This is a genomic window from Acidobacteriota bacterium, assembly GCA_016713675.1.
GTDB lineage: Bacteria > Acidobacteriota > Blastocatellia > Pyrinomonadales > Pyrinomonadaceae > OLB17.
Map to the genome: position 1 here is coordinate 543,410 of JADJOS010000004.1, position 24,338 is coordinate 567,747.

The 24,338-nt window shown below is 52.5% G+C and carries 24 protein-coding genes and 1 pseudogene; 6 read left to right on the top strand and 19 right to left on the bottom strand.

Features of this window, described 5'->3' with window-relative positions; all coding sequences use genetic code 11:
- Window positions 1–36 precede the first annotated feature (36 nt).
- Window positions 37–1,179 (top strand): VWA domain-containing protein, encoded by a 1,143-nt coding sequence (locus IPK01_15890; protein ID MBK7934918.1) that lies wholly within the window; start codon window positions 37–39, stop codon window positions 1,177–1,179.
- On the opposite strand, the gene IPK01_15895 is transcribed toward IPK01_15890, so the two are convergent.
- Window positions 1,176–2,471, bottom strand: a complete 1,296-nt coding sequence (locus tag IPK01_15895; protein MBK7934919.1) for a glucose-1-phosphate adenylyltransferase — start codon at window positions 2,469–2,471, stop codon at window positions 1,176–1,178. The genes IPK01_15890 and IPK01_15895 overlap by 4 nt on opposite strands.
- Window positions 2,472–2,543: 72 nt before the next feature.
- Here IPK01_15895 and IPK01_15900 point away from each other — a divergent pair, with 72 nt between their 5' ends.
- Entirely contained in the window at window positions 2,544–3,356 is an 813-nt protein-coding gene (locus IPK01_15900) for a transglycosylase domain-containing protein (protein MBK7934920.1), read from the top strand.
- A 51-nt stretch (window positions 3,357–3,407) separates the two neighbouring features.
- Here IPK01_15900 and IPK01_15905 read toward each other — a convergent pair whose 3' ends face one another.
- Entirely contained in the window at window positions 3,408–4,745 is a 1,338-nt protein-coding gene (locus IPK01_15905) for an S-layer protein (protein ID MBK7934921.1), read from the bottom strand.
- A gap of 6 nt (window positions 4,746–4,751) precedes the next feature.
- Window positions 4,752–6,653 (bottom strand): hypothetical protein, encoded by a 1,902-nt coding sequence (locus IPK01_15910; protein MBK7934922.1) that lies wholly within the window; start codon window positions 6,651–6,653, stop codon window positions 4,752–4,754.
- Between the two features lie 166 nt (window positions 6,654–6,819).
- On the opposite strand from IPK01_15910, the gene IPK01_15915 reads away from it, so the two are divergent.
- Window positions 6,820–7,479, top strand: coding sequence for a hypothetical protein (locus IPK01_15915; GenBank protein ID MBK7934923.1), 660 nt, complete (start codon window positions 6,820–6,822; stop codon window positions 7,477–7,479).
- Here the strand turns inward: IPK01_15915 and IPK01_15920 are convergent, their stop codons facing one another.
- The 10 genes and pseudogenes from IPK01_15920 to IPK01_15965 all read right to left on the bottom strand — a co-directional run bounded on the left by IPK01_15920 (window position 7,480) and on the right by IPK01_15965 (window position 15,905).
- Window positions 7,480–8,100, bottom strand: coding sequence for a thymidine kinase (locus IPK01_15920; protein ID MBK7934924.1), 621 nt, complete (start codon window positions 8,098–8,100; stop codon window positions 7,480–7,482). It lies immediately after the preceding gene.
- A gap of 93 nt (window positions 8,101–8,193) precedes the next feature.
- Window positions 8,194–9,735 carry a 2,3-bisphosphoglycerate-independent phosphoglycerate mutase gene (locus IPK01_15925; protein MBK7934925.1) on the bottom strand — a complete coding sequence of 514 codons (1,542 nt, stop codon included), beginning with the start codon at window positions 9,733–9,735 and terminating at the stop codon, window positions 8,194–8,196.
- Between the two features lie 85 nt (window positions 9,736–9,820).
- Window positions 9,821–10,252, bottom strand: coding sequence for a GNAT family N-acetyltransferase (locus IPK01_15930; GenBank protein ID MBK7934926.1), 432 nt, complete (start codon window positions 10,250–10,252; stop codon window positions 9,821–9,823).
- Between the two features lie 12 nt (window positions 10,253–10,264).
- Complete coding sequence (locus IPK01_15935; protein MBK7934927.1) at window positions 10,265–10,768, bottom strand: DNA topology modulation protein; 504 nt, start codon at window positions 10,766–10,768, stop codon at window positions 10,265–10,267.
- Entirely contained in the window at window positions 10,768–11,274 is a 507-nt protein-coding gene (locus IPK01_15940) for a hypothetical protein (GenBank protein MBK7934928.1), read from the bottom strand. Before IPK01_15940 ends, IPK01_15935 begins: the two co-directional genes overlap by 1 nt.
- Before the next feature lie 118 nt (window positions 11,275–11,392).
- Window positions 11,393–12,679: pseudogene (gene eno / locus IPK01_15945) on the bottom strand (phosphopyruvate hydratase).
- A 28-nt stretch (window positions 12,680–12,707) separates the two neighbouring features.
- Window positions 12,708–13,721: a hypothetical protein gene (locus IPK01_15950; GenBank protein ID MBK7934929.1), complete on the bottom strand. Its 1,014-nt coding sequence runs from the start codon at window positions 13,719–13,721 to the stop codon at window positions 12,708–12,710.
- A gap of 69 nt (window positions 13,722–13,790) precedes the next feature.
- The gene (locus IPK01_15955; protein ID MBK7934930.1) at window positions 13,791–14,687 is read right to left on the bottom strand and encodes an HlyC/CorC family transporter; all 897 of its coding nucleotides are present in this window, start codon (window positions 14,685–14,687) and stop codon (window positions 13,791–13,793) included.
- On the bottom strand, window positions 14,597–15,184 hold the full coding sequence (locus IPK01_15960; protein MBK7934931.1) for a DUF21 domain-containing protein: 588 nt from the start codon (window positions 15,182–15,184) through the stop codon (window positions 14,597–14,599). Before IPK01_15960 ends, IPK01_15955 begins: the two co-directional genes overlap by 91 nt.
- A gap of 145 nt (window positions 15,185–15,329) precedes the next feature.
- Window positions 15,330–15,905, bottom strand: coding sequence for an iron-sulfur cluster assembly scaffold protein (locus IPK01_15965; protein ID MBK7934932.1), 576 nt, complete (start codon window positions 15,903–15,905; stop codon window positions 15,330–15,332).
- A gap of 90 nt (window positions 15,906–15,995) precedes the next feature.
- Between IPK01_15965 and IPK01_15970 the strand changes: the two genes are divergently transcribed.
- The 3 genes from IPK01_15970 to pyk are packed head-to-tail and all read left to right on the top strand — an operon-like array spanning window position 15,996 to window position 20,094.
- Window positions 15,996–16,568, top strand: a complete 573-nt coding sequence (locus IPK01_15970; GenBank protein ID MBK7934933.1) for a redoxin family protein — start codon at window positions 15,996–15,998, stop codon at window positions 16,566–16,568.
- A 12-nt stretch (window positions 16,569–16,580) separates the two neighbouring features.
- Window positions 16,581–18,530 (top strand): glycoside hydrolase family 15 protein, encoded by a 1,950-nt coding sequence (locus IPK01_15975; GenBank protein ID MBK7934934.1) that lies wholly within the window; start codon window positions 16,581–16,583, stop codon window positions 18,528–18,530.
- 49 nt (window positions 18,531–18,579) lie between these two features.
- Entirely contained in the window at window positions 18,580–20,094 is a 1,515-nt protein-coding gene (gene pyk, locus IPK01_15980) for a pyruvate kinase (protein ID MBK7934935.1), read from the top strand.
- A gap of 13 nt (window positions 20,095–20,107) precedes the next feature.
- Here pyk and IPK01_15985 read toward each other — a convergent pair whose 3' ends face one another.
- The 6 genes from IPK01_15985 to IPK01_16010 all read right to left on the bottom strand — a co-directional run bounded on the left by IPK01_15985 (window position 20,108) and on the right by IPK01_16010 (window position 24,338).
- Window positions 20,108–20,632, bottom strand: a complete 525-nt coding sequence (locus IPK01_15985) for a hypothetical protein (GenBank protein ID MBK7934936.1) — start codon at window positions 20,630–20,632, stop codon at window positions 20,108–20,110.
- A 247-nt stretch (window positions 20,633–20,879) separates the two neighbouring features.
- Window positions 20,880–21,569, bottom strand: coding sequence for a VIT family protein (locus IPK01_15990; protein ID MBK7934937.1), 690 nt, complete (start codon window positions 21,567–21,569; stop codon window positions 20,880–20,882).
- Window positions 21,570–21,625: 56 nt separating this feature from the next.
- Complete coding sequence (locus tag IPK01_15995) at window positions 21,626–22,651, bottom strand: radical SAM protein (GenBank protein MBK7934938.1); 1,026 nt, start codon at window positions 22,649–22,651, stop codon at window positions 21,626–21,628.
- Between the two features lie 123 nt (window positions 22,652–22,774).
- On the bottom strand, window positions 22,775–23,482 hold the full coding sequence (locus IPK01_16000; protein MBK7934939.1) for an outer membrane lipoprotein carrier protein LolA: 708 nt from the start codon (window positions 23,480–23,482) through the stop codon (window positions 22,775–22,777).
- A gap of 25 nt (window positions 23,483–23,507) precedes the next feature.
- Window positions 23,508–23,660: a hypothetical protein gene (locus tag IPK01_16005; protein ID MBK7934940.1), complete on the bottom strand. Its 153-nt coding sequence runs from the start codon at window positions 23,658–23,660 to the stop codon at window positions 23,508–23,510.
- Window positions 23,661–23,663: 3 nt separating this feature from the next.
- Window positions 23,664–24,338: an ABC transporter ATP-binding protein gene (locus tag IPK01_16010; GenBank protein ID MBK7934941.1), complete on the bottom strand. Its 675-nt coding sequence runs from the start codon at window positions 24,336–24,338 to the stop codon at window positions 23,664–23,666.

Genomic DNA, 24,338 nt, shown 5'->3' on the forward strand with positions numbered 1-24,338 from the left:
TCGATGCATCGAACGATCAAGTTCATTCGATACAAAATGAAAAATCTGCTCTCCATTTTTGTCTTGTTGTTTGTGGTCTTTATCACCGGGACTTCGATCTGCGCTCAATCGGGCGGGACCAAGGGCACAACGGGCGGCAAGATCAATCAGAGGCCGCAGCCGACACCGACTCCGGTTGATGTCAGTTCATCGGGCGATCCGGCCGCTCCTGACGACGGCGAAATTATAGTGGTCGATACGCAGATCGTTTCGGTTCCGGTTCGTGTCTTGGACAAGAAAAATCGATTTGTTGCGGGCCTGGCTAAGGAGAATTTCAAGGTGGTCGAGGACGGTGTCGAGCAGGAGATCACGATGTTCTCGAACGAACATCAGCCGTTCACGGTAGCGTTGATGCTCGACATGAGCTATTCGACGAAGTTCAAGATCACGGAGATACAGAGTGCGGCGATCAGTTTTATCGATCAGCTTCGTTCGAATGATAAGGTGATGGTCGTTTCATTCGATGGCGAGGTCCGGATACTTTGCGAGGCAACGACGGATCGAAAGATCATCCACAAGGCGATACTCAGCACAAAGATAGAGACGGGCACCAGCCTTTACGAAGCGGTTGATGTCGTTATGGCTAGCATGCGGCGGATCGAGGGCAGAAAAGCGGTGATTCTGTTTTCCGACGGCGTTGATACGACCAGCAAACGTGTGAGCGAAGTCGAGAATTTGAATGGTGCGATGGAGCTCGATTCGCTTATTTATACGATCAGGTACGATACCTTCCGCGACGTTCAGGCGATGCTGAATGCCCCGCCCACACAACCAAAGCCGATCGAGATCCCCGGCCAGAATAAGGGCGGATTACCAAGCATCTTCACATCAATGGGATCGGCCGGCGGCCCGGGCACGACGCCTGAGGAGTACAAGCGGGCTGAAGATTATCTCAACCAGATGTCAATTCGAACCGGCGGCCGCAATTATCTCGCCGATACGCTCGGAAATTTGAATGACGCCTTCGCCAAGATCGCCAGCGAGCTGCGTGAATTTTACAGTATTGGGTACTACCCAACGAAAACTCGCGTCGCCGGGCAAAAGACGAATATAAAGGTCCGTGTCGATCAGCCGGGCCTGGTCGTACGAGCACGCGAAGGTTATATTAACCGGCGAACTAAAGAAACAACAAAACGCTAGATCTCAGTTCCGTCAGGTATTACGGCATTCTTGGGAATGATGATAATTCCCTCTCGAACGTAATATGATCGGTCCGGAGCATCGTAATTGTCAGCTCCCGAGCGATTCAGGAGTTTTACGTTTTTGCCGATCCGGACATTCTTATCAATGATCGCCCGCCGGATGATCGTATTTGCACCTATTCCCATGTGCGGGACACCGCGGTCGATATTTCCACTGATCTCTTCGATCGACTCAAGGAAGTCTGAGCCCATTACGATCGAATCTTCGATATCGACGCCGTTATCGATACGGCTTCTCAGGCCGACGATCGAACTGCGAAGCTTTACACCGTTGAGAATGCAGCCTTCGGACACCATCGAATTATCAATGTCGCAGCCGTGAAGTTTTGACGGCGGCAAATATCTGCTTCGTGTGTAGATCGGTGCCGAGGCATCGAAGAAATTGAATTTCGGCAACGGCGAAGCAAGATCGAGATTTGCCTCGTAAAAAGCCCGTATCGTACCGATATCTTCCCAATAGTCCTTGAATAAGTGCGCTTGAACCGTGAACTTTTCGATCGCGGCCGGTATGATCTCGCGGCCAAAATCGACCCAGGTGTGATCGGTCTTGAGAAGCTCGACGAGCTTCGCGTAATTGAAAACGTAGATGCCCATCGAGGCAAGAAACGGGCGCTTTTGGGCCGAGGCAGCGGTCAGGCCAAAATTAGTAGTATCGACACGCATCGATTCGAGTTCATCGCCCTTTGGCTTTTCTTTGAATTCGACGATCTCACCGTTCTTATCGGTCTTGAGCAAGCCAAACTCTGTCGCTTCGTCCGGCCGGCACGGAACGACGGAAACGGTCAGATCAGCACCGGTGTCGAAGTGGCGCTTCAAGAAATTACGGTAATCCATCCGGTACAGATGATCGCCGGAAAGGATCAGCAGCGTATCGACACGCCAATCACGCAGATGCGGCAGCATTTGCCTGACGGCGTCTGCGGTGCCCTGGAACCATTCAGGGTTGTCCTTCGTCTGTTCCGCCGCCAATACCTCAACAAAGCCCGTTGAGAAGCTCGAGAATCGGTAAGTTCGTGAGATATGTCGATTAAGCGATGCGGAATTATACTGCGTCAGAACAAAGATCTGTGTGATCTCCGAATTGATGCAATTTGACACCGGCACGTCGATCAACCGATATGTCCCGCCAAGTGGAACAGCCGGTTTCGAACGTTCGCTGGTCAACGGAAACAACCTTGAGCCCGCTCCGCCGCCTAAGATCACTGCCACAACATTGTCGTATTGACCCATGCAAACATTGTAAAATGGAAAGAGGAAAATGGACAATAGAAAACAGAAAATAGACAATGTAGGGCAGTAAAGATGTGGTATTGGATAAAAGTTCTGTTTCTGATCTTCGCTGGGGCCGTCGTGCTCTGGCTCGGTTACGAGTTGATAACGTTCCCTGGTATTTCGAAACTCCGTAACGAAAACCCCACGACGACGTCAATGATCGAGTATCGGTTGTCCGAGGCCCGTACGGAAGGCCGCGAACCGCGCAAATTCATGATCTGGACGCCGATAGAACAAATTAGCCCGCATTTGCAGCGGGCAGTTCTCGCGGGTGAAGATTCACGTTTCTTCCAACACAACGGATTTGATTGGGATGCTATCCAGGCCGCGTGGGACGAAGCTGTAAAGGAAGGTGAAAAAGAAGCTCGTGAAGAATGCGAAGAAGCAGCTAAGGCGGCGGGAACGCCTAAGGCAGACTGCAAACCGAGCGAAGACGACTGGATACCGCCGATGCCCAATTTCAAACGTGGAGCTTCGACCGTATCGCAGCAATTGACGAAAAATCTATTTCTTTCAGAGGACAGAAACTTCCTGCGAAAAGGCCGCGAGGCCGTATATACCTACTTTCTCGAACGTGAGCTTTCGAAAAAACGCATCCTCGAGATCTATCTCAACGTGATCGAATGGGGCGACGGCGTTTATGGTGCCGAAGCCGCCGCTCGGACATATTTCAAGAAATCAGCTTCGGATCTGACAAAGGACGAAGCTGCTTTCCTTTCCGCAATGATCCCGAGCCCGCTCAATGTGTTTAATCCGGTGAAGAATCGAAAACGAGTAGTTCGCCGGCAGAAAGTCATATTGCGCGGGATGAATTCGATCAAACTCGCCTACAGCGAAAAATAGAATTGGCCGCTGAACATTGCAGGCCATTTTGTCCTTTTCGGCCACGCAATTCTATTCAAAGATCTCAGCCGGGTCGGTCGCCGGCTGCCTGAGTCGCAAGGCGTTCACCTTATTGGCCGTGTCGGCATCGACCGATAAACCCCATTTTTTGAAGAAAGGGATTAGGTTGTCTTTGGTTACGAAACACATCGCATAGACAAATTTATTTGCCTTGTCCTGATCCGTTTCGCCTTCGACCTCTGAATACGGCGTTTTGCGAAAATACTGGTGCAGTTTCTTGTAAACATCCCAACCATACATTCGCCTGAGCTGGTGAAACATAACCAGCTTTACAAAAAACTCATCGTAATCCGCGTCACCTTCCTTTCCTTGCTCAAGGAAGTTCTTGTTTGGTTCGGCGATAAATCTTCGGGCACTTTCCAATGTGGATTCGCCTTCCCCGCTCTCAGAACTTGCGAGCCTAAGCGGTTGGCCGAATTTTTCCTGCACGTATAGCGAGAAGATATTTACGCTTACCTCGCCGATCGCCTCGAACGTCCACGAATTTTGCTGATGCGTATGCCCCGTCTCATGCCAGATGCCCCATTCGGTGTTGAGCTTTTCAGTGAGATCCGTAAAATTGTCACGCTTCATACCGATCAGGTAATTCGAAGCGTACATGTACCAACCCTCGCGTTCCTTTTCGGTGGCAAAGACATCGACTGCATAGTGGATCCGGTTTCGCGACTTCATATTCTCCGGCGAACTATTGTCAAAACCGGCGGCTTCGTCTTCCCAATCAATCACCTTGTGAAGGTTTTCAAACGTCCGCTGAATATTTGTGATCGGTGTTTTCAGATAGTCTTTGTAAGTAATTGTGATCAGAGCCTTGTCCGACACGAGCTGTACAAATTGAGCATCGGACATTGTCCTGAGGTCGTTCTGCCAATTAGCCTGATTCGATCTGCCAAGCTGAAAGAGCGGAAATGCTCTGCCGCCATTTACCTTGACATTTATCGTTGACGGAGCGGTGTCATAACCTTCGGTTTTGACAAAAATGAACGATAAGATCCCGTCTTGGTTTGCTTTTACCGTGTTGACGCCATTCTTGAGCGGGTCTTCCTGTGTTTTATTATGATCGCCCCACATCGGTTTGAAACCGATCATCGATGACGCTTGATATCCGGCCTTGAGCCCGGTGACCGTTATACCGAGTTGCTCTCCTCGTTTCACATAAAGACCCGATGGCTGATAATCGCAGAGCACCATTCTGTGCGTGCGGTCCGATTCGATCTGCCCGTCGGTCTGCGAATTGAGCGTGTATTGTTTCTGATAGTTGTCATAGGTTTGCGCAGTTATCGAAAGTCCGAGCGATACCACGAAAAGCAAAGCGAATAGTCCGATCTTCATAAAGTGTCAGTACCCAACCGACTTGTAGATAGAACGCATCAGATCACTCTGCTCGCCGCTATCGTCGGGAATGTCATTAGGCTCATCGTCTTCGAACTCTTCGTCATCGTTCGCGAAGCCATCACCTTCATCGTCGTGTTTTACGCCAATCTTATCGCCGCCGGCCCAGCGGCCGAGCTCGATCTCATAAGCGTCGGTACCGCCATCTCCGGCACCGACATCGTTAAGAGAAATACTGTCAGTCTTGCCGTTCGCATCGAACTGCTCGATATCCACATCGTATCCTTCGTCTCCGTCAATATTATCTCTGATCTGCAGATCGTCGGAGTCGGTAAAATCGATCGAGATCGACGGAAGATCCTTTTCGCGTTTTGATACGAGGCCGCCGCCCGCAGATTTAACACTTCCGGCGGCTTTAGACCGGCTGGGCTTTATTTCTGCCTTGAAGCTCTTTTTCGGGGTGTCAACCGAATAGAATACCTCCGGCATTTCACCGTCCTTAGACATTTCCATCGAGATCTTTTCGCCGTCTGACGAAAATGCGGCAACTAGGAATTCACCCGGATCGAGCATGATGCCATCGAGCCCGACGCTAAAGCCGGGGCCGGTGAACACAAAATCCATCACGCTTTCCTCTTCGAGATTATCGCCTGAAAAGACAACTGTATAGAACTTATCGCCGTTGGCGAACGGAACATTGTAATGCGGCATATCAAAGCCTTTCCCGCCAATGTTGTTCGTCTTTTTTGCTCCCGGGATCTCGTTAAAATAGGCATCTCTATCGGGATCGTACCCCAAGCGGCGTTCCTTTTCGTCAACGATCATCATGTCGCCGTCACCCGTCAGAAAGAAGTCGGCAAACCGGGGCCGTGCCGCCGGTGCAGCGACCGTGGTCACTGCGGGTTTCGGCGTTGCCGTCGGCTTCGTCGGTATCGGTGTCGGTTTTGCCGCAACCCCAGGCATGACGGTCTCGATGCCGCATCCGGTGGCTAGCTTGTCCGATTCGTCGAACGGTGCCGTGAAACAGCGTCCTTCGCGTTTAGTGGTCGGGACGATCTCGAGGGAGTTTGTTGTCTTATCGCCGGTGTAGGTGTCTGCTTTGGCGCCCGGATTGATCGCCGCAACATAGTTCCAGGTATTCTTTCCGCCTTTCTGAATCGTCAAGATCTTGGTCTCGCCGGGATCATTGTTGTCATAAACATGCACTTTGTAACTGCTGCCCGCGTCCTCAACGGCAAATGGCGTGATGGCGTGGCCCTCTTCGCATTCTTCTCCGCTACGTTTACAGATCCCAAAGGTATAGGTCTCGTCGCCGGCATTCATTGACCGGATCAGTTCGTTGACGATAGCGAGCGGACCCTTTCTTGACCACTCTTCGCCGAGTTCCTGCACCTCCGGAAGAGACTGTGTAGCCCAATAATAAGCAATGTAATTTGCGAGGAGCGGATCGAGTTCGAGGTCGAAAGGCTTTTTCACGCCGAGCCTGAAATCCGACGCTCCCCGCTTGCCTTTGAAAGGCAACTGCTTATTAAACCGAAGACAGGCAACGGCCATCCCTTCGCAGTGTCCGCTGCCCATCGATTCAAGTTCGCCGTCCATCCACTCGCGGGCCGAAGCCTTCATAACGCAATTGGCGGCGGTCGCTCCGGCATTTTTGCACACCGCCGCCGGACCGAACATTCGCACCATATCGGCAGCATTCATGTCCTTGCTTCCGTCGTGTTCTTTGGATGTATAGTTTTCGAACCCGAACCCGTCGAATTTGGGGGTAAAGTTAAGCGACGCGACAATATTGGGCCCCGATTGTGCATTTGCCTGCGAAACAAAGGTGATCGGAAATAGAAAAACACTTGCAGCAAGGGCGGAAACGAATGCTCTCTTAATGTAACGAGTGATGACGTTGGGCATTTGGAGTTCTCCTTTTTGGGATCTCTGAAAAGTAAAGCTGCGAGTTCGGATGCCGATAATATGCACTTCCTTTGCCCTAAAAGTCAACCGTAGCCACTTTGCATTTTCACGTCAATACGGTGACAATAAGGCAGTTTTTCTAAATTGAACCTCGGAGGGATTTGGCGTGAAAACAATTCTTACATTAGGACTTATCTCGTTTGCACTGACTTTTTGCGGGCTTGGGGACAGATTGAAACAACTTACCGGCTCGCCCGGATCGAACTCGAACACTTCTAGCTCGAATTCCGGCACGAATTCCGCGGCAAATCCGCCGAACAGTTCGTCCGTCCCAAGCGCCGAAAAGCCTAAGCTCACCGCCGAACAGCAAACCATTCTCGACACAGGCATCGAGGCAAAATGGGACGATCAGGGCATTTCGTGGCGGCTGCCGATGGGCTGGTCTAAGATGGATGTAAAGAAAGAATCGTTCAACTATAAGTCGGGCGACAATGCTTTTCTACTGGTAAATATCTCCGTCATGCCCGACACGTTCCCGATGGACGTTAGCCTCAAGGCATATTACGATCAGGCGATGCAGCAGTTGAAGAACGGCAAATACGAGTCAGTGAGAATGCTCGAGATCGACGGCATCCAGGGCGTTGAGTTTACCGAAGCCCCGCCCGAAGGAAAGGACGACCCTCGGCGTCACCAATGGATCGCATACCGGACCTACCTGGGACAGAAACAGATGCTCAACGTTATGACATCGACCAAGGGAACGAATTTCGAAAAACACAAGGACGATTTCCCGGCGATACTCTATTCGATGAAACTCGTGAAGTGATCAATCGTGCAGCGTCGGAGAATCAGCATGAGGTACGAAGCATTTCCTGCATCGTGCCTCATATTTGTCTGCAGCACCGACCTCTACCCTTGCCTCGGACTCGACCGTACGCTGCGAATAATTGGCTGTGCCGCCGCATTTTACGCAGATGGCGTGGGTCTTTGTAATGAACTCAGCGACTGACAGCAACTGCGGCATCGGTTCGAACGGCCGTCCGGTATAATCCTGATCGAGGCCGGCGACGATCACACGTTTTCCGATCTCGGCCAGACGATTGACGGCGGCGATGATCTCCATGTCGAAGAACTGCCCTTCGTCGATCCCAACGACCTGCGTGTCGTCTGCGATCTGACTCATCATCTCGGCTGTTGACGCAACCGGTGTTGAATCGTGTTTCTGGCCGGAGTGCGATGCGATGTGCTCGATCGAGTATCGGGCGTCGATCTGCGGTTTGAATACTTGTACCTTTTGCCGTGCGATGCGGGCACGATTCAATCGGCGGATGAGTTCTTCGGACTTGCCCGAGAACATCGAACCGGCGATGACCTCGACCCAGCCGGTGCCATTTTGACGCGACTTTCGGCGTTCTTCCGTATTGTCGAACGCAAATTCTTCAACCATAAATTCCTTTCATTACTTACGCGGAAAGACAATTATAGGAAAAATCCTGCGAAGTTGAAATGTGCCGAATACGGAATGTTGATCGTCAAATAACTAGGCCATTCGAAGGTCGCTGCCGGTCATTTCGGCCGGCTTTTCAATGTTCAATATACCAAGGATCGTCGGGGCGATATCAGAAAGCGAACCGTCGTCACGAAGTCTCATCCCGTTCGCAGCGTCCGAAACGAAATGGAAAGGAACAGGATTGGGCGTCGTCGTATAATTCGGCTCGCCGGTATCGGCCTGCGACATTTCTTCGCAGCCGCCATGTGATGAGGTGATGAGTGCAATACCGCCCGCCTCGCGGATCTTATCGACGATCCCGCCAAGACACGTATCAACAAACTGCACGGCTTCGACAGTACGTCGGATCATTCCCGTTTCCGCAGCCAGATCGGCGGCCGGCAAATTCACCACGAACACTCCGTCGCCATTCGCCTCGATGCTTCGCAGTACCCTGTCGGTGATCTTGAAACTCTGTGCCTCGGGCCGATTTTCCGCGGTTTCAGTACGCGGCGTCGGCAATAGGATGTGCTGTTCGTTCTGCTGTTGGATGTCATCGCCGCCGTTGAAATAATAGGTGAGGTGCGGAAGCCGTTCGGTCTGGGTTATCTTCAGATTCGGCACTCCGGCGTCAGCCAGCACTTCGCTCAGCACATTCGTATTGGAGTCGGCTCGAAATGCGACCGGCAAATTGAAACTCCGGTCGTACTCGGTCAAACAGACCGTTTCCACGACCGGCTTTGCGAGTCCGGCAGCGTCCGGCACCGAGATCGAACGCACTAGTTGGCGTATCGCCTCGGGGCGGTGATTGAAAAATATAACAGTGTCGCCGGTCTTGATAGTGGCGACCGGAACTCCGGACGAGCGTTCGACAACAACAGGAGCGACGAATTCGTCAGCGATGCCGCGCAAAAATGAATTGCGGATCGCCGTCATCGCGTCATTTGTGCGTTCGCCCTCGGCATGCACGAGCATAGTGTAAGCTCGGGCTGTTCGTTCCCAATTGCCCAGAGAGTCCATTCCAAAATACCGGCCGCACATCGTCGCGATGCGGCCGATGCCGATATCTGCGAGTTTTATCTCGAGAGCCTCAACATAAATGTCTGCCGTCCGTGTCGGCACGTCGACACCGTCGAGGATCGCGTGAATGAACACATCTTCGAGCCCTGTGCTCTTTGCCATTCTGACCAAAGCAAACAGGCTGTCGGTCGAAGAATGTACACCGCCGTCACTCAAAAGGCCGATAAGGTGAACATTTCGCCCGTTGTCACGAGCCGTTTCGAATGCCGAACGCAGTATCTCATTTTCGGCAAATTCGCCGGACCTGATCGATATTTCTATCCTATCGCCCTCCGACTGTGCCGCCCGTCCCGCGCCAATGTTAAGGTGCCCGACTTCGGCATTGCCGTTGGCGTCCGGCGATTGACCGACGCGGGAACCGGCGGCCACCAATGTCGTCGAAGGAAACTCGCGGCAGATCGCATCGTAATTTGGTGTGTGTGCGAGAGCGATCGCGTTTCCCTCCGTCCGCTCGGAATGTCCCCAGCCGTCGAGTATTATCAGCGCGATCGGTTTGTGTAACGGAGGTGTCATCGAGATCGATAAGAAAAAGAAAGGCTCTAAACAGGTCCAAACTATGATTATAGCGGAAAGCGATAGGAGTTAGGCAAGATAAATATCAATATGCGTTGGGAGCCGGTCGTTCCATCCAGCGTTCGGGGTGAACGAGTTCGTGAAATCCGTATTTTTCATAGAGGCCGTGAGCATCGCGTGTCGCCAGCACCCAACGACGCAGGCCTTGCAGTTCCGGATGTGAAATGATCGTCTCCATCAGCCATTTACTCAAACTGCGGCCGCGAAACTCGTCGAGCACATACACGTCGCCAATATACGCAAACGTCGCCCGGTCGCTGACAACACGAGCAAATCCTATCTGCCGCTCGCCGTGAAAAAGCCCAAAGCAGATCGAATTCGCGATCGCCGTCTCGGTCTGTTCCCGCGTCCGCGTTTTTGCCCAGTAAGAGTCGTTCCCCAGAAACGACTGTATTGCATCGACATCCAACCGCTCGTTTGCGGTGTCTATCGTAAATTCGCCTTTGGTCCAATCCATATGAACACTCAACTAGATACAAAGTTTGAGAAACTCTTCGACCTCGCGGTCCGAGCGTAGAATTACAATTTCCTTATTTGGAAAATGTTCAAACTCGGCCAAGATACCGGGCTTTTTCTTTTTGGGAAAATTCCAAACCCAGAGTAGAAATTTCAGATCTATTTTCTCCGGACAGCCGACGGCCATCTCGGGACGATTTCGGCCTCGGTATTTCCATCTTCGTTTCAGTACACGGAAAGTACATGTTGACCGCGGCAGGTCTAACAAAATTACCGTGTCGCACGCCTTTACGCGTATCGTGCGTGTGCCGCCGAAATTGCCGTCCATTATCCACGAATCCCGTTTTACAAGACTTTCGATCTTCGCCGCCCATTCTGCTTTTGCCGGTTCGACCCAATTAGGCTGCCAATATAGCTGGTCGAGGTGGATCACCTCGATTCCAAGTGCGTCACCAAGACGCTTCGAGAACGTCGATTTTCCAGCCCCTCCCGAACCGATGACGATCACCCTTTTCATTACGATTCCGTTAAACGGCGGGCACGGACACGGAGGCCGGCCGTCATGCTTGCCGAGTGTTGGTCGACAACCAGCCGAAGTTCGTTCAGCAGTTCCGGGCTCCCCGCCGCCAAACGAGCCGCGACGGTCATCGAGAAACATCGAACCGCGACCGGCTCCGACGGGTCGTCAACCAACGCGAGACAGGCGTCGAAGGCACGGCCTTGATATCGCTTCGGGATCTCAACGAACTGCAGCATTCTAGCCACATTTCGGCGAACTGCGACATGGGCGTCGTCGCGTTCGAGTTGGTTGATAAGTTTACCGAAATAGGGCTTTACGAGCTCTGGATGCAGCTCGGCACAATAACTCACCGCCCACGCCGCCCGCTGCGAGAGCCGATACGTGTCGCTGAGGAAGAGCCGCATCAACTCACCAAAACGCTCCGTATCGCCGCCGACATATTCAACGATCTTCATCGTCTGAGTCTTGGAATGTTCGGCAAGCAATGCCTCGCGAATGTTCATGTACTCAGGAAAATGGAACACGGATTGAACGGATTAGGCGGATTAACGCGGATAAATACGAAACTAAAGAGATCTATTCGTTGTAGTCCGCCCGATCCGCCGGATCCGCGATCGGTTCCTACTTAATTTGATAAAACGCCTTGCGGCCCGGATATCTCGCCGAATCGCCGAGGTCTTCTTCGATGCGGAGGAGTTGGTTGTATTTGGCGATGCGGTCGGAGCGACAGAGGCTGCCGGTTTTGATCTGGCCGGCATTTGTGGCAACGGCGAGGTCGGCGATGAAGCTGTCTTCGGTCTCGCCCGAACGGTGCGAGATGACGGCGGTCATGTTGTTCGTCTTCGCAAGTTCAATGGCATCAAGCGTTTCAGTAAGCGTGCCGATCTGATTTACCTTGATCAGGATCGAGTTTGCGGCCCCGGTGTCGATTCCCTTTTGCAGGAACTTGGTGTTGGTCACAAAGAGGTCGTCGCCGACGAGCTGCACTTTGTCGCCAACCTGTATGGTGAGGTTTCGCCAGCCGTCCCAATCGTTTTCGCCCATTCCGTCCTCGATCGAGATGATCGGATATTTCGAACACCAATCGGCCCAGTAATCCGCCATTTCATCGGACGTTAGTTCGCGCTTGTCACTCTTTTTAAAGATGTACTTGCCGTCTTTGAAAAATTCGCTTGCAGCGGGATCCAAGGCTATCATCACGTTCTCACCGGCCTTGTACCCGGCTTTGTCGATCGCTTCGAGGATGGTCTCGACCGCTTCGTCATTGGATTTGAGGTTCGGAGCAAACCCGCCTTCGTCACCGACAGAAGTCGAATAACCGCGCGATTTGAGCACGCCTTTGAGCGTGTGAAATATTTCGGCACCGGTCCGCAGGGCTTCCTTAAAGCTCTCCGCACCAACAGGCATCACCATAAATTCCTGAAATCGACGTTGTTATCCGCGTGAGCGCCGCCGTTGAGGATGTTCATCATCGGCACCGGCAGCGTTCTTAGCGTTGGCTCCGCCGATGTATCGATAAAGCGGCAATTCGAGAAACGCGGCCGCGGCCCTAGCCGTCGCCATCGAGACCGCCAGGATCGCGTTTGCTCCGAGATTGGACTTGTTGTCGGTGCCGTCGAGCTCGATCATTTTCTGATCGATCAGCGTCTGGTCGAGTACATCGAGCCCTTCGAGTTCGTATGTGATCTTTTCGTTGACATTTGCGACCGCTTTTTCGACACCCTTCCCCAAATAGCGGTAATCGTCACCGTCACGCAGCTCGACCGCCTCATTTTCACCGGTCGATGCACCGCTCGGCACTGCGGCACGGCCCTGTGTGCCGTCCTCGAGAATCACCTCGGCCTCAATTGTCGGATTGCCGCGTGAATCAAGTATCTCGCGTGCCCATATCTGATCTATCAAACTCATGAAAAATCTCCTAAATTAATATGAAAAATTACTTTGTAAACATTATAAGGTCGTCAAGCGTTGCAAAATAAACTGACGTCCTAGTCTGCGCGATCGCTCCGCTCGAATAGCCGCTATCTAGCCGCGTCACTTCGCCGCCGTTCTTAGAAACGCGGCAAAGTGCTTCGGAATATATCGATTCTTCATCGAAGAAATAAATGTTCGCATCGTCTACAACGATCGGCTTCGGAGAATACGATTTAACGATCGTCACGGCGTCGCCGCCGTTCTTTGAGATCTTCTTCAGAGCCCAACGCGAGTTCCCTTTTAAGCGGTGGGCAAAATACAGATCGTCTCCTGCCTGGCTAAGTTCGACGACACCTTCGTCATCGCCGCCCTGAAAAACGACCTGCAAGGCTCCGCCGGTCTTTGCCTGTTTTACGACGCTGTTGAAGGTCTTCCAATAGACGAATTTGTCGTCCACAACGACATTGCCCGGAACGTTCTGTTCATCGGCAAGTTTCTCAGACTTTCCGCCGCCCTTCGGTGCCCAAAGGACCGGTTTCGGCACCGCAGGCGAACCGCTCGAATAATAACCGTGATTTGTCCAGTAAATTCGCTCATTATCGATAGCCAGATCGATGCCGATCCCGACGTTTTCGGTCACGACGGTGTCCGCTGTTCCGCCCTCTCTGGCGATGCGCAGAATGCTGCCGCCGGCATTCCAATAGAGATATTTCTCATCCGCGACGAGGCCGCCCTGCTCTGACTGCGGCATCCGTTTGCCGTCATCAAGGACACTAACTTCACCTGTCGCGAGATCGATCTTTCTTAGGCCGTTCGTGCCGGCGTTCGAGTCGGCAACCGTTCCGCCGATTATGACGTACGCGAACTTATCGTCAACGACGATGTTGGAGATATGCGATAGCCCCTTTTCTTTGCCGGCGATCTTCGTGCCCTTTGTCCATTCGGGTCCTGTTCCGATCTGGCTGCAGCCCGACACGGCGAATACAAGGCCAACGAGAGCGGTCAGCAAATTTCGACGGTTTTTCGAGAGTTTCATCAAGTTTTTTACACAGGTTCGGGGCACGAAAGACAAATTTATCGCGAAAATACCGAAAAAACAAAGTTGCTAAACACTAACCTCAGGCTTCGAACCGTTCGCGGCCAATCTTACGCTCGTGATCCGACGTTTGTCGACCTTTTCGACGGTAAATTTGTGACCGTTAAAGCCGACAGTTTCGCCCTCGCTTAATATTTGGCCCGCCTCGGACATCAGAAACCCGGCAACCGTCGTGTAGCTCTCAGAGATCGGCAGATGCATATCAAGGCGGCGATTAAGGTCTCGTACCGCAAGTCCGCCGTCAAGCAGATAGCTGCCGTCTGTCTGCTCATTGATCTGCTCGTTCACTTCTTCGTCATGCTCATCAGATATCTCGCCAACGATCTCGGCGAGCAGGTCGTCGAGCGTGATGATGCCCTCGACGCCGCCGTGTTCGTCTACGACAAACCCGAAATGAAATTTCTCTTTCTGCATCTGCCGCAAAACGTCTTCGAGATGAGCAGTGTCGACGACGTAATTCGGTTTGTGAATGATATCAGCGAGTTTGAATGATCTTGGCCTCTTTGAATACGTAACGAGATCTTTGCTGTGGACAAACCCGGCGATATCATCGAGAGACTCACGAAATACAGGGAGGCGCGAATAACCGTGTTCCTGAAATGCAGCGATTATGTCATCAAAAGTGCTGTTTTCAGGTATTGCGACGATCTCGGTCCTCGGGATCATCGCTTCTTTGACGGTCGTATCCGAAAACTCAAATACCCGGTTGATCAACCGCTGCTCTTCCTCGTTCAAATGGCCGCTTTCCTGTGACAGCTTGATGAGGCTGCGGATCTCGTCTTCGGTATAGCTCGAACCGTGTTCGCCCGATGCCTTCAGGCCAAACAGCCGCACGGTCTTTGTTCCCGTCCAGTCAAGGGCACGGATCGGGTAGCTGAAAATCGTGTAAAACAATTGGAGCGGCATCGCAACAAAAAACGATACTCGCTCAGAGAGTTCGAGTGCCCGGTTTTCGGTGCCAGTTCGCCAAATACAATATGCAGAAAGGTTATCAGCGAAAAGGCTATCGTAAATGAGATCGTATGCAGGATCGGCCCGGAGGATAGGAATGCAGCTCCGGTCACATCTCCCAAATAGATCAGCCCGGGCTCAAGCAAAGCGGCAACGACCGGTTCGCCAACCCAACCCAATCCGAGTGAAGACAATGTGATGCCAAGCTGTGTCGCCGATATGTAGGCACTCAGATTGTTGAGCATTCGCAGAAGCCGCTTGGCCGCTGTGTCGCCTTCCACAGCGAGGGCCTCAATTCGTGATTTACGAACCGCGACCAGAGCAAATTCGCTCGCAACAAAAAAGCCGTTGGCAAGCACGAGAAAGACCACCAAAAAAATTTTGGCAAGCGTGTACAGCAGAGTTGGCACTTCGGGTGCGGTCTCGATCTCGGCGGCAAAAAGAAGAAACAAACTGGCAGGGTCGTCCATTAAGGAAAAATGTTGAATTAGATCTATCTTAGTATCGTGTCAGTATTCGTCGATCTGTTAGAACTTTCGCTCGACTGAAAGTCCAAAGTATAGCATATCTCGCATTTTCACAACCAGACGCCGCGGGTCAGCGCATCCGGGCATCGATCATTTCATCGATCATCATCCGGCACGAACCGCAGCCAAGCCCCGCGTTGCACGCTGTCGAGACATCGTCGACCGACCGGGCGTCCGTTTCAAGTATTATCGTTTCGATGCTCTCCTCCGTTACACTGAAACATGTACATATCAGGGCACTGTCGCCCGAAAACTCTTCAAGACGCGACCTTCGAAAGTCAGCAAGGGCTCCGTGCAAAGCCTGGGAACAAGCCTCTAAACACTCTCGTCGGTCGGCCGGCACCGGGCCCAGCGATGTTGTGATCGAGTCGATCAACTGAATATCATCCAAACCGTGAAGCTCGGTCAAACGCCGGCCGTTGAATGCATCGGCTATTACATCGGCCGCCGCAGACATATAACCGCAGCCATTTGTCATGAAGCTGATATCGCGGATAAGTTTTGTTCCGTCATCGATCGAAACGGAGAACCGGACAAAGCATCCACAAGCAAAGCTCGCCCCGGTACCGCTCGCACGATCGTCGCCACTATGCCGAAGGTGCCGGATATCTTTCAGCCGCTCTGCTATTTCTGACGGATAGACCACGCCTTTGATGTTAATCGCAATCCGGGGATTCGCAAATCCCGGCGTATTCCCTTTTACAAATTGCGCCTAACAATTTACGATTGAAATGATATGAAGATCGGCGTTTTTTGCTTCCTGGCTATTGCCTTTTGCTTTTTGACCTCTTGTCAGCGGGCGGCGGCTCCGGTCGCTGTTTCTAACCGGCCGGTTTCGATCAACGACGTACCGCAAACGAACGTTCAAATGCCCCCGACAAAGCCACTAACCGAAATGAAGTGGACATTGGCCGGCGGCATCGAACAAACGCTGAAGGATCACGCCGGAAAGGTCGTCATCCTTGATTTTTGGGCGACATATTGCGGACCTTGCCGCGAAGAGATCCCGCATTTGAATTCGATCCTGGCTAAACACGGAGCCGAAAACATCGTGATAATAGGCTTGAATGTCGGTGGTGACGAAGATCTCAAACTCGTACCTGAATTCACCAAAACGACCAAGATCGACTACCCGATCGCACTGCCTGAGGACGCTCTCAACCAATTCATATTTGCCACCGATAGTTCGATCCCGCAAACTGCTATCTTCGACCGCACCGGACGCCTCGTCAAAAAATTCATCGGCTACGGCCCAACGGTAAAGGACGAACTGGATAGAGTCGTCAATGCCGCAGTTACCGGCAGTTGACACTGACACCGTATGAGAGATATTCCCGTCGGTAACGGCAGCCTTCTTGTAAATTTTGACGACAAATATCAGATCCGCGACATTTATTTCCCGCATGTCGGACAGGAGAATCATACCGAGGGCTTCCCGTTTCGGTTTGGAGTTTGGATCGATGGTGAGTTTTCGTGGGTCTATGAGAACGAATGGCAGCGGACACTGAAATATCTGCCCGATACTTTGGCCACGGATGTTACGCTGCGAAACGAAACGCTCGGTATTGAGATCAATTGTAACGACGCCGTAGCCGGACGGGAAAACATCTACATTCGCCGGATCGAGGTTCGGAATTTGTTTGATCGCGCGCTCAACGTCCGCATCTTTGTCCATCAGGACTTTCGGATCTACGAGAACAAGGTTGGCGACACTGCATTTTACGATCCCGAGACCCGTTCCTTGATCCATTACAAAAAGCACCGCTATTTTCTGATTAATACCGAGCCGCATTTTGACGAATTCGCGACCGGCCGCAAGGCTTTTCGAAACAGCGAGGGCACTTGGCGTGACGCCGAGGACGGCCACCTCCACGGCGGAGCGATCACCGAAGGCTCCGTCGATTCGACCATCGGCGTTCATTTTTCACTCGAGCCCCAAGGGAAATACGATCTTCACTACTGGATCGCGGCAGGCACTACTTATTATCAGGTGGAACGTGCCGCCCGGCATCTTCGTGAAAACGGTCCGCAGTATTACGTTGACCGTTCGATCGAACGAGGGCGAGCTTGGCTTGCAAAGCACCGGTCTGATCTTCATGACCTGGACGCTCAGATCGTCGATCTATACAAGCGAAGTCTGCTTATTGTAAACTCGCAGATCGACAAGGGCGGAGCGATCATCGCGGCAAACGACCATGACGTGACCGAACGGGCAACCGACCACTACAGCTATCTATGGCCTCGTGACGGGGCGTTTGTTGCTAATGCCCTTGATCTTGCCGGTTACCAACATCTCTCGTCGATGTTCTTTGCCCTGTGCCAAAAAATCGTCCACGAACGCGGCTATTTTCTCCAAAAGTATAATCCTGACGGCAGCGTCGGTTCCGGATGGCACGCCTCGTGGGACAAGTACCGCGGCGTTCCGCTCGTGCCGATCCAGGAAGACGAGACGGCTCTTGTTTTATGGGCCTTGTGGGAACATTACGACAAATTTCGGGACAAGGGTCTAATTGACGGCCTATATATATATTTGATCAAGAAATGCGCTGATTTTATGGTCGAGTTTCGCGATCCGGAGACGAAACTGCCCAAGCCGAGCTGGAATCTTTGGGAAGACCGACTCGGCGTTCATACTTTCACCTGCTCGACGGTCGTCGCCGGCCTAAGGGCGGCCGCGAATTTTGCAAAACTTTACGATGAGCCTGAGAAGGCCCGCGAATATGATCAGGCAGCGAACGAAATGGTGGACGCGATGCGTGAACATCTCTACAGCGAACAAATCGGCCGCTTTGTACGTTCCCTGCACTCGAACGGCGACGAATCGCTCACTCCTGATGAGACGGTTGATGCATCGTTGTTTGGGATCTTCTATTTTGGCTGCTTCGATATTGACGATCCGATGGTTTCCGGCACGATGACCGCCGTTGAGTCGCGTCTGACCAATCGCGGAAGCGTAGGCGGCGTCGCCCGCTTCGAAAATGACGGTTACATGCGTGAAAGCGAGGGGATCATCGGTAATTCCTGGTTCATGTGCACGCTTTGGCTTGCCGAATATCACATTGCAAAGGCTAAGTCCTCCAACGACCTCCAACCGGCGGTCGATATTATAAATTGGGTCGCCGCACATGCCTTTCCCTCGGGCGTACTTGGCGAGCAGATAGATCCTGTCACCGGCAAGCACCTCTCCGTCTCACCTCTTACGTGGTCGCACTCGACGTTTGTGGCGACGGTAAACAGCTATCTTTCGAAACTGGCCGCATTTGGCCAATGATCTGGCCCGACCTTTCGCGTCTCCCCGACTTTGCGTTAAAATCATAGCAATGCGAAAAGCAAAGATACTCGCGACGCTTGGTCCTGCGTCAAATACTCAACCAATTATCGAGACCATGATCCGCTCCGGCCTCAATGCCGTGCGGATAAATATGTCGCACGGCATACAGTCCGAGCACGCACAGACGATCGCAAATGCCAGAGCGGCTGCCGAGTCTCTGGATATGCCTTTGTCGATCCTGGTCGATCTCTCAGGCCCGAAGATACGCACCGGCAAACTGATAAAAGGGGCTAGCGTAGTAATTCACGAAGGCGATCTTTTTTCGATCACAACACGTGAGGTCGATGGTGATATCCACGAAGTGGGGACCAATTACGAGGGCTTACCCCGCGTTGTGGATATTGGGGCCCGAATCCTGATCGATGACGGCGCTATCGAATTGATCGTTGAATCAAAAAATGAGACCGATGTTAATTGCCGCGTCATCGTTGGCGGCGTCCTGAGCGAACGGAAGGGCATCAATCTGCCGAATACGACCCTGCCGATCCCATCCATGACCAAGAAAGATCACACAGATCTGGAATGGGCGATGGAACAGAATGTTGATTACATCGCTCTTTCGTTCGTCCGTACCGCGGATGACTGCCGCGAGGCAAAGGCGAAGATCAAAACACTCAACAAGAGAAAATTGGGCCGGCCGCTGCTCGTCGCAAAGATCGAGAAGAGTGAAGCTATCGCCAATCTCGACGCCATCATTGCTGAGACCGACGGTCTAATGGTGGCCCGCGGCGATCTCGGCGTCGAAACGAGCGTCGAACTCGTGCCCGTCTATCAAAAACTGATCATCGAAAAGGCCGTCACTAACGACAAGTTCGTGATCACCGCCACTCAGATGCTGCAATCGATGATCGACAATCCGTTCCCGACCAGAGCCGAGGCCTCGGACGTTGCAAACGCCGTCTGGGACGGCACCGATGCCGTAATGCTGTCTGCCGAGACCGCATCGGGCCATCATCCCGTCGAATCGATCAAAACGATGGTCCGTATAATCGATGCCGCCGAAACGATCAGCCCGGCACAGCTCAAAAAACCGATCAAATTCTCTCAGGAACCTACGGGCCGCACGAGCCAGGCACTCTGCAAGGCCGCGGCCTACGCGGCAAAAGAGATGATGACAGAAAAGGTGGCGGTCTTCACTGAATCAGGCCTGATGGCACGGCGGCTCTCGACAGTACGGTCAGGTCTGCAGACGTTCGCACTGACTACGTCTAAGGATGTCAGAAACCAGCTTTCGTTGATCTGGGGCGTGAAGCCGTTCTACCACGCCGACCTGGCCACCGTTGATCTCGACAATTCCATCGGCAGTACGACCATGTTCGACCTGATGAATACAAGCCCTGACAAAACGGGCGATCTGCTGAAGATCGGCGAGAAGACGCTGATCGACGCCGGCGTAGTAACCCTAGGCGAAACCATCATAATGATGGCCGGCCGCCTATCCGGCCAAGGCCTTTCAAGTTCGGTGATCGTGTGGTCGATCGGCGAAAATATCCCTCGACGGTGATGCCTGCGTCAAACTAGCATGTAAATAATCCCGGGCAGCATTGCCGATAGTAGGCAAAATCTTCGTCGGTTTTAAGTGTGACGCACTTATTTTGGGCTTTTGTGCATTCATTGTATGGACAAGCGTAATTGGCTCCGTTAGGACAACAGTGCTTTCTGTCACCGCATAAATGATATCCGGCCACGCATTCCTGTGCGCTCGCAAGTGTCGGCAGCATCGCCGAAACCGAAACGGCCAAAGCAGCTCCGTAAGCGAAGCGAAGCATTGCGCGTCGAGATATTCGATCTCTCTGTGACACCTCATTTTCGGGTCGCTCGCCAGCATATCGGGCCCCAAACCGCCCGATATGCGCCATCCACAACAAGGTGAACGCAATAGCACGGGGCAAGGCAAACGTCCAAACCCCGACAAACCCTTGGCTAAGCAGCAGCACGCCGAACCAGCTGATCACGGTGCCGCGAAACGACCAACGCATACATTTTGGACAGCGCCCGAGCTTCAGGCGGATTTGTTCTGCGGCCGTTTCTACCAATCTCATTGATCTTAATTTCATATTGACCCTCGCAGTCAATTACCGATAAGGGGAGACGACGAGGGAGCAACAATGACGAATACGGCGTGAGGAAACAAACAATTATCCGATGGATTAGAATCCGATGCCTATGACTAATTGACTTTTGGAAGAAATGTCAATATTTCTTTGCTTGGATCAGCGCTCGCTCGGATTGCAAAGCGATAAACAGCGCTAGTATGGCCGGTTATTTAATTTCTGCGGTTCGGCCGGATCAAACCACCGCGCCGAAAAGCTTACCAACACCGGCCGTAACGGCCATAGCGATGGCACCCCAAAATAGGACGCGTAGTGAGCCTTTGAGCATTCCGGCTCCGCCGGCCTTTGCGGCGACGGCACCGAGTACAGCGAGGAATACGAGCGAGCTGATAGCGACTGCCCAGATCATGAAATTAAACGGCATGAACCAGGTTACAACAAGCGGCAAAGCGGCTCCGACAGAGAATGCAACGGCCGAAAATACCGCAGCCTGCAGCGGACGGGCACTTGTAACTTCAGAAATGCCAAGTTCGTCGCGTGTGTGAGCCCCGAGAGCGTCGTGTGCCATCAGTTGCTCGGCGACCTCCATCGCAAGCTCTGGTGTGAGGCCGCGGCCTTCGTAGATCGATGCAAGCTCCCGCAATTCAAATTCCGGTTCGTCTTCGAGATGTTTCTTTTCAAGCTCGATATCGGCGCGTTCGGTGTCGGCCTGAGAGTAGACTGAGACGTACTCGCCCGCGGCCATCGACAATGCACCGGCAAAAAGCCCGGCCACACCGGCGAGCATCACAACCTCGTGCCCAGATGCCGCAGCCGCCACGCCAATGACCAATGACGAGGTCGAGACAATCCCGTCGTTAGCACCCAACACCGCGGCACGGAGCCAGCCGATGCGGTGCGAACGGTGCATTTCGTTGTGGATCATATCAGTTTTCCCGTCCGAAGATAGAATAACCTATTGGCGATCTTTTGAGGAAAGGTCTAATCGGCTCCGAGTACCTGTGCGACGGTTTCTTTTTTCAGCCCGCTGCCGTTCTTTTTGTTGTAATCGGCGAGCGATATTTGAGGGTCGCGCCATGCGTCCAGATGGCCAACCTGATGTACGCATTGAATAGTGCAGGTCGGGGCACACCATTTTTCGGTGTTATATTCGCGGTGCATGTCGGCGTGACTATATTCAAGAAGCGGAATGCCCGGCGTGCCCCGCTGCTGCGAACACCAACTGACAATGCCGCCTTCGTCGATGTACAGATATCTCGCACCTGCACGGCAACGCCATTCGTATTCCTTGCCTTCGACAAGATCGTCCTGGAACCAGTTCCAACGGGCATACGAACTTTGGCCCTTGCTCTTGATCTCTTTGTAAACTTCCTTTTCCCGGGGCGTCAGGCCTTTGTTGAGGCCGTCTTCGTCGTGGATAACGCCGACCGTCGACGAGAATCCGAGTTCGCGGGCACGGTTTGCTATCACCAACGCCTCGTCCGGATTGGCGACACCGCCACCGACGACCGAGTTGATGTTGACCTTAAATTTCGCGTGGTCGCGCAGGTTGACGAGCTTAGCGTCGAGCACCTTGAGGCTCTTTTTCGAAACGTCGTCGGGCGTCACGTTGTCGATCGAGATCTGCAGATAATCGAGACCGGCCTCGTTAAGTTTTTTGATCTTATCGACCTGAAAATAATACCCGTTCGAGATCAGACCGGCGATCATTCCGTGGTGCCGTATGCGGGCGATGATCTCGTAGATCTCCGGGTGCATCATCGGTTCGCCGCCCGAGATCGTTATTACGGACGAGCCGAACTCAGCCAGTTTATCGATCCGTTTCAGCATCACGTCGATCGGCACCGGATCGCTGGTTTTGTCGTATTCGTTGCAGTACGTACACGCCAGATTGCACCGCCGCATCGGCACAATATGCACCAGTACCGGATGCTTGGTCGAGGCAAACGCCTTGACGGTATGTTTGACCCCGCGTGTAAATCTGCTGAAACTGCTCGCCTTTGGCATAACTGAAATAACCGCCCGTGCTAAACCTCTAATTATAGGTTCTGATCGGCTCCTTTTCAAATCAAAGAAAATCCCCGGCCGCACTTGAAACGCCGGGGACTCTATTTTCGGGTTGAAACTGAATTAGCTAGTGACAACCTTGACGTTCTTCGGCAAAGCGAGCTTGAACAAACCGTAATCGACCTTCGTGTTCTTTTCGATGCCCGTCAGCAAAACTGTGGTCGTGTCGTTGTTGTTTTCCGTGACCTTTGCCTGCCGCGGCATACCGTCGCCATCGACCCAGAGGTCGGCGGTCTTATAGCTGGTCTTGACCTTGGGTGTCAGCTGCAAATGTATGGTCTTTACGCCGCCGCTGATCGCCTCTTCGGCAATAAATACGACATTGTAATTTGCCTTCAGCTGGTCTTTCGACATGCTGACAAACGCCAGTGCACCGCCTGCTGCGGCTCCGCTCTTAGCGCTGCTGGTCTGGCCCTTTATTACCTGATTCAGTTTCGGACGATAAAGCTGATAGCTGTCGCCGATCACGACGATATTCTCGACCACAGGTTTCGACCAATCGATCCGGACATACTTTTTGCCGGCGTAGCTTTCAGGCAGAAAACTCGTCTTGCCCTCGTACGTGTCCGATTCGCCAAGCACCGAATCGGTCTTGACCATCGTCACATTCGACTTAAGCGACGTGAGGTTCTTATAATTGGCGTCCATAATGTTAAGGATCTTGCCAAGCGGCCCTTGTGCCGCCGCCGAACCTGCAAGCATCAGACCAATTGCGGCTGAAAATACCAGCGTTCTTACAATATTAGTGCTCTTAAAAATATTTTTGATCATAAAACTACCTTTCAAAAGATACCTTTCATTTGACGGTCGCAGACACGGTTTGAGTTGCCTTATCAGGCTTTTCAAACCAATCTTTCGGCGTCAAAAAGATGAACGCAATGATCAGCAGACAGAATATATCGTAATGCCAACTCCCGCGTTCATGATTCCAAAGAATGATGTTCTTCATCTTTTAGTCTTCGACCCGTCCGTCACGCATCCGGATCGTCCGCGAACAAACCGCCGCTGCTTCAGGATTATGAGTGATCATAATGATCGTTTGGTTGAATTCCTTGTTGAGATCGCGGAACATATCAAGCACGATCTCCGAATTCTCGGTATCGAGGTTGCCCGTCGGTTCGTCGGCGAGAATGATCGCCGGTTGGTTTACCACCGCACGAGCCAACGCAACACGCTGTTGTTCGCCGCCCGACATCTCGAGCGGTTTATGGTGCATTTTATCCTCGAGTTTCAATAGACGCAAGACCTCGCGGCGGCGGTCGGAATTCTTGCTGCCGCTGCCGGTGTGGATCTTTTCAGCGAGTTTCAGGTTACCCTCGGCAGTCAGCGTCGGAAACAGGTTGAATCGCTGAAATACAAATCCGATCTTTCGCCGCCTGATGTCGGTTCGCTGCGAGTCCGAGACCTTAGCGAGATCTTCGCCGTCGATGATAATGCTCCCCGATGTCGGACTTAGTAATCCGCCGAGCAAATGGAGCAGCGTCGATTTGCCGCATCCGGACGGGCCCATGATCGCGACAAACTCACCTTCCTGGATATCGATATTCACGCCGCGAAGCGCCGTCACGCTCATTTTGCCGACGGTATAAGATTTAGTTAATTTTTCGGTGCGTAGTATGACGCTCAT

What these genes read in the sequence shown, in the direction of transcription:
- IPK01_15890 (MBK7934918.1), top strand. Translation starts at nt 37, where the DNA reads ATGAAAAATCTGCTCTCCATTTTTGTCTTGTTGTTTGTGGTCTTTATC.
- IPK01_15895 (MBK7934919.1), bottom strand. Translation starts at nt 2,471, where the DNA reads ATGGGTCAATACGACAATGTTGTGGCAGTGATCTTAGGCGGCGGAGCG.
- IPK01_15900 (MBK7934920.1), top strand. Translation starts at nt 2,544, where the DNA reads ATGTGGTATTGGATAAAAGTTCTGTTTCTGATCTTCGCTGGGGCCGTC.
- IPK01_15905 (MBK7934921.1), bottom strand. Translation starts at nt 4,745, where the DNA reads ATGAAGATCGGACTATTCGCTTTGCTTTTCGTGGTATCGCTCGGACTT.
- IPK01_15910 (MBK7934922.1), bottom strand. Translation starts at nt 6,653, where the DNA reads ATGCCCAACGTCATCACTCGTTACATTAAGAGAGCATTCGTTTCCGCC.
- IPK01_15920 (MBK7934924.1), bottom strand. Translation starts at nt 8,100, where the DNA reads ATGGTTGAAGAATTTGCGTTCGACAATACGGAAGAACGCCGAAAGTCG.
- IPK01_15925 (MBK7934925.1), bottom strand. Translation starts at nt 9,735, where the DNA reads ATGACACCTCCGTTACACAAACCGATCGCGCTGATAATACTCGACGGC.
- IPK01_15930 (MBK7934926.1), bottom strand. Translation starts at nt 10,252, where the DNA reads ATGGATTGGACCAAAGGCGAATTTACGATAGACACCGCAAACGAGCGG.
- IPK01_15935 (MBK7934927.1), bottom strand. Translation starts at nt 10,768, where the DNA reads ATGAAAAGGGTGATCGTCATCGGTTCGGGAGGGGCTGGAAAATCGACG.
- IPK01_15940 (MBK7934928.1), bottom strand. Translation starts at nt 11,274, where the DNA reads ATGAACATTCGCGAGGCATTGCTTGCCGAACATTCCAAGACTCAGACG.
- IPK01_15950 (MBK7934929.1), bottom strand. Translation starts at nt 13,721, where the DNA reads ATGAAACTCTCGAAAAACCGTCGAAATTTGCTGACCGCTCTCGTTGGC.
- IPK01_15955 (MBK7934930.1), bottom strand. Translation starts at nt 14,687, where the DNA reads ATGCCGCTCCAATTGTTTTACACGATTTTCAGCTACCCGATCCGTGCC.
- IPK01_15970 (MBK7934933.1), top strand. Translation starts at nt 15,996, where the DNA reads ATGAAGATCGGCGTTTTTTGCTTCCTGGCTATTGCCTTTTGCTTTTTG.
- IPK01_15975 (MBK7934934.1), top strand. Translation starts at nt 16,581, where the DNA reads ATGAGAGATATTCCCGTCGGTAACGGCAGCCTTCTTGTAAATTTTGAC.
- pyk (MBK7934935.1), top strand. Translation starts at nt 18,580, where the DNA reads ATGCGAAAAGCAAAGATACTCGCGACGCTTGGTCCTGCGTCAAATACT.
- IPK01_15985 (MBK7934936.1), bottom strand. Translation starts at nt 20,632, where the DNA reads ATGAGATTGGTAGAAACGGCCGCAGAACAAATCCGCCTGAAGCTCGGG.
- IPK01_15990 (MBK7934937.1), bottom strand. Translation starts at nt 21,569, where the DNA reads ATGATCCACAACGAAATGCACCGTTCGCACCGCATCGGCTGGCTCCGT.
- IPK01_15995 (MBK7934938.1), bottom strand. Translation starts at nt 22,651, where the DNA reads ATGCCAAAGGCGAGCAGTTTCAGCAGATTTACACGCGGGGTCAAACAT.
- IPK01_16000 (MBK7934939.1), bottom strand. Translation starts at nt 23,482, where the DNA reads ATGATCAAAAATATTTTTAAGAGCACTAATATTGTAAGAACGCTGGTA.
- IPK01_16005 (MBK7934940.1), bottom strand. Translation starts at nt 23,660, where the DNA reads ATGAAGAACATCATTCTTTGGAATCATGAACGCGGGAGTTGGCATTAC.
- IPK01_16010 (MBK7934941.1), bottom strand. Translation starts at nt 24,338, where the DNA reads ATGAGCGTCATACTACGCACCGAAAAATTAACTAAATCTTATACCGTC.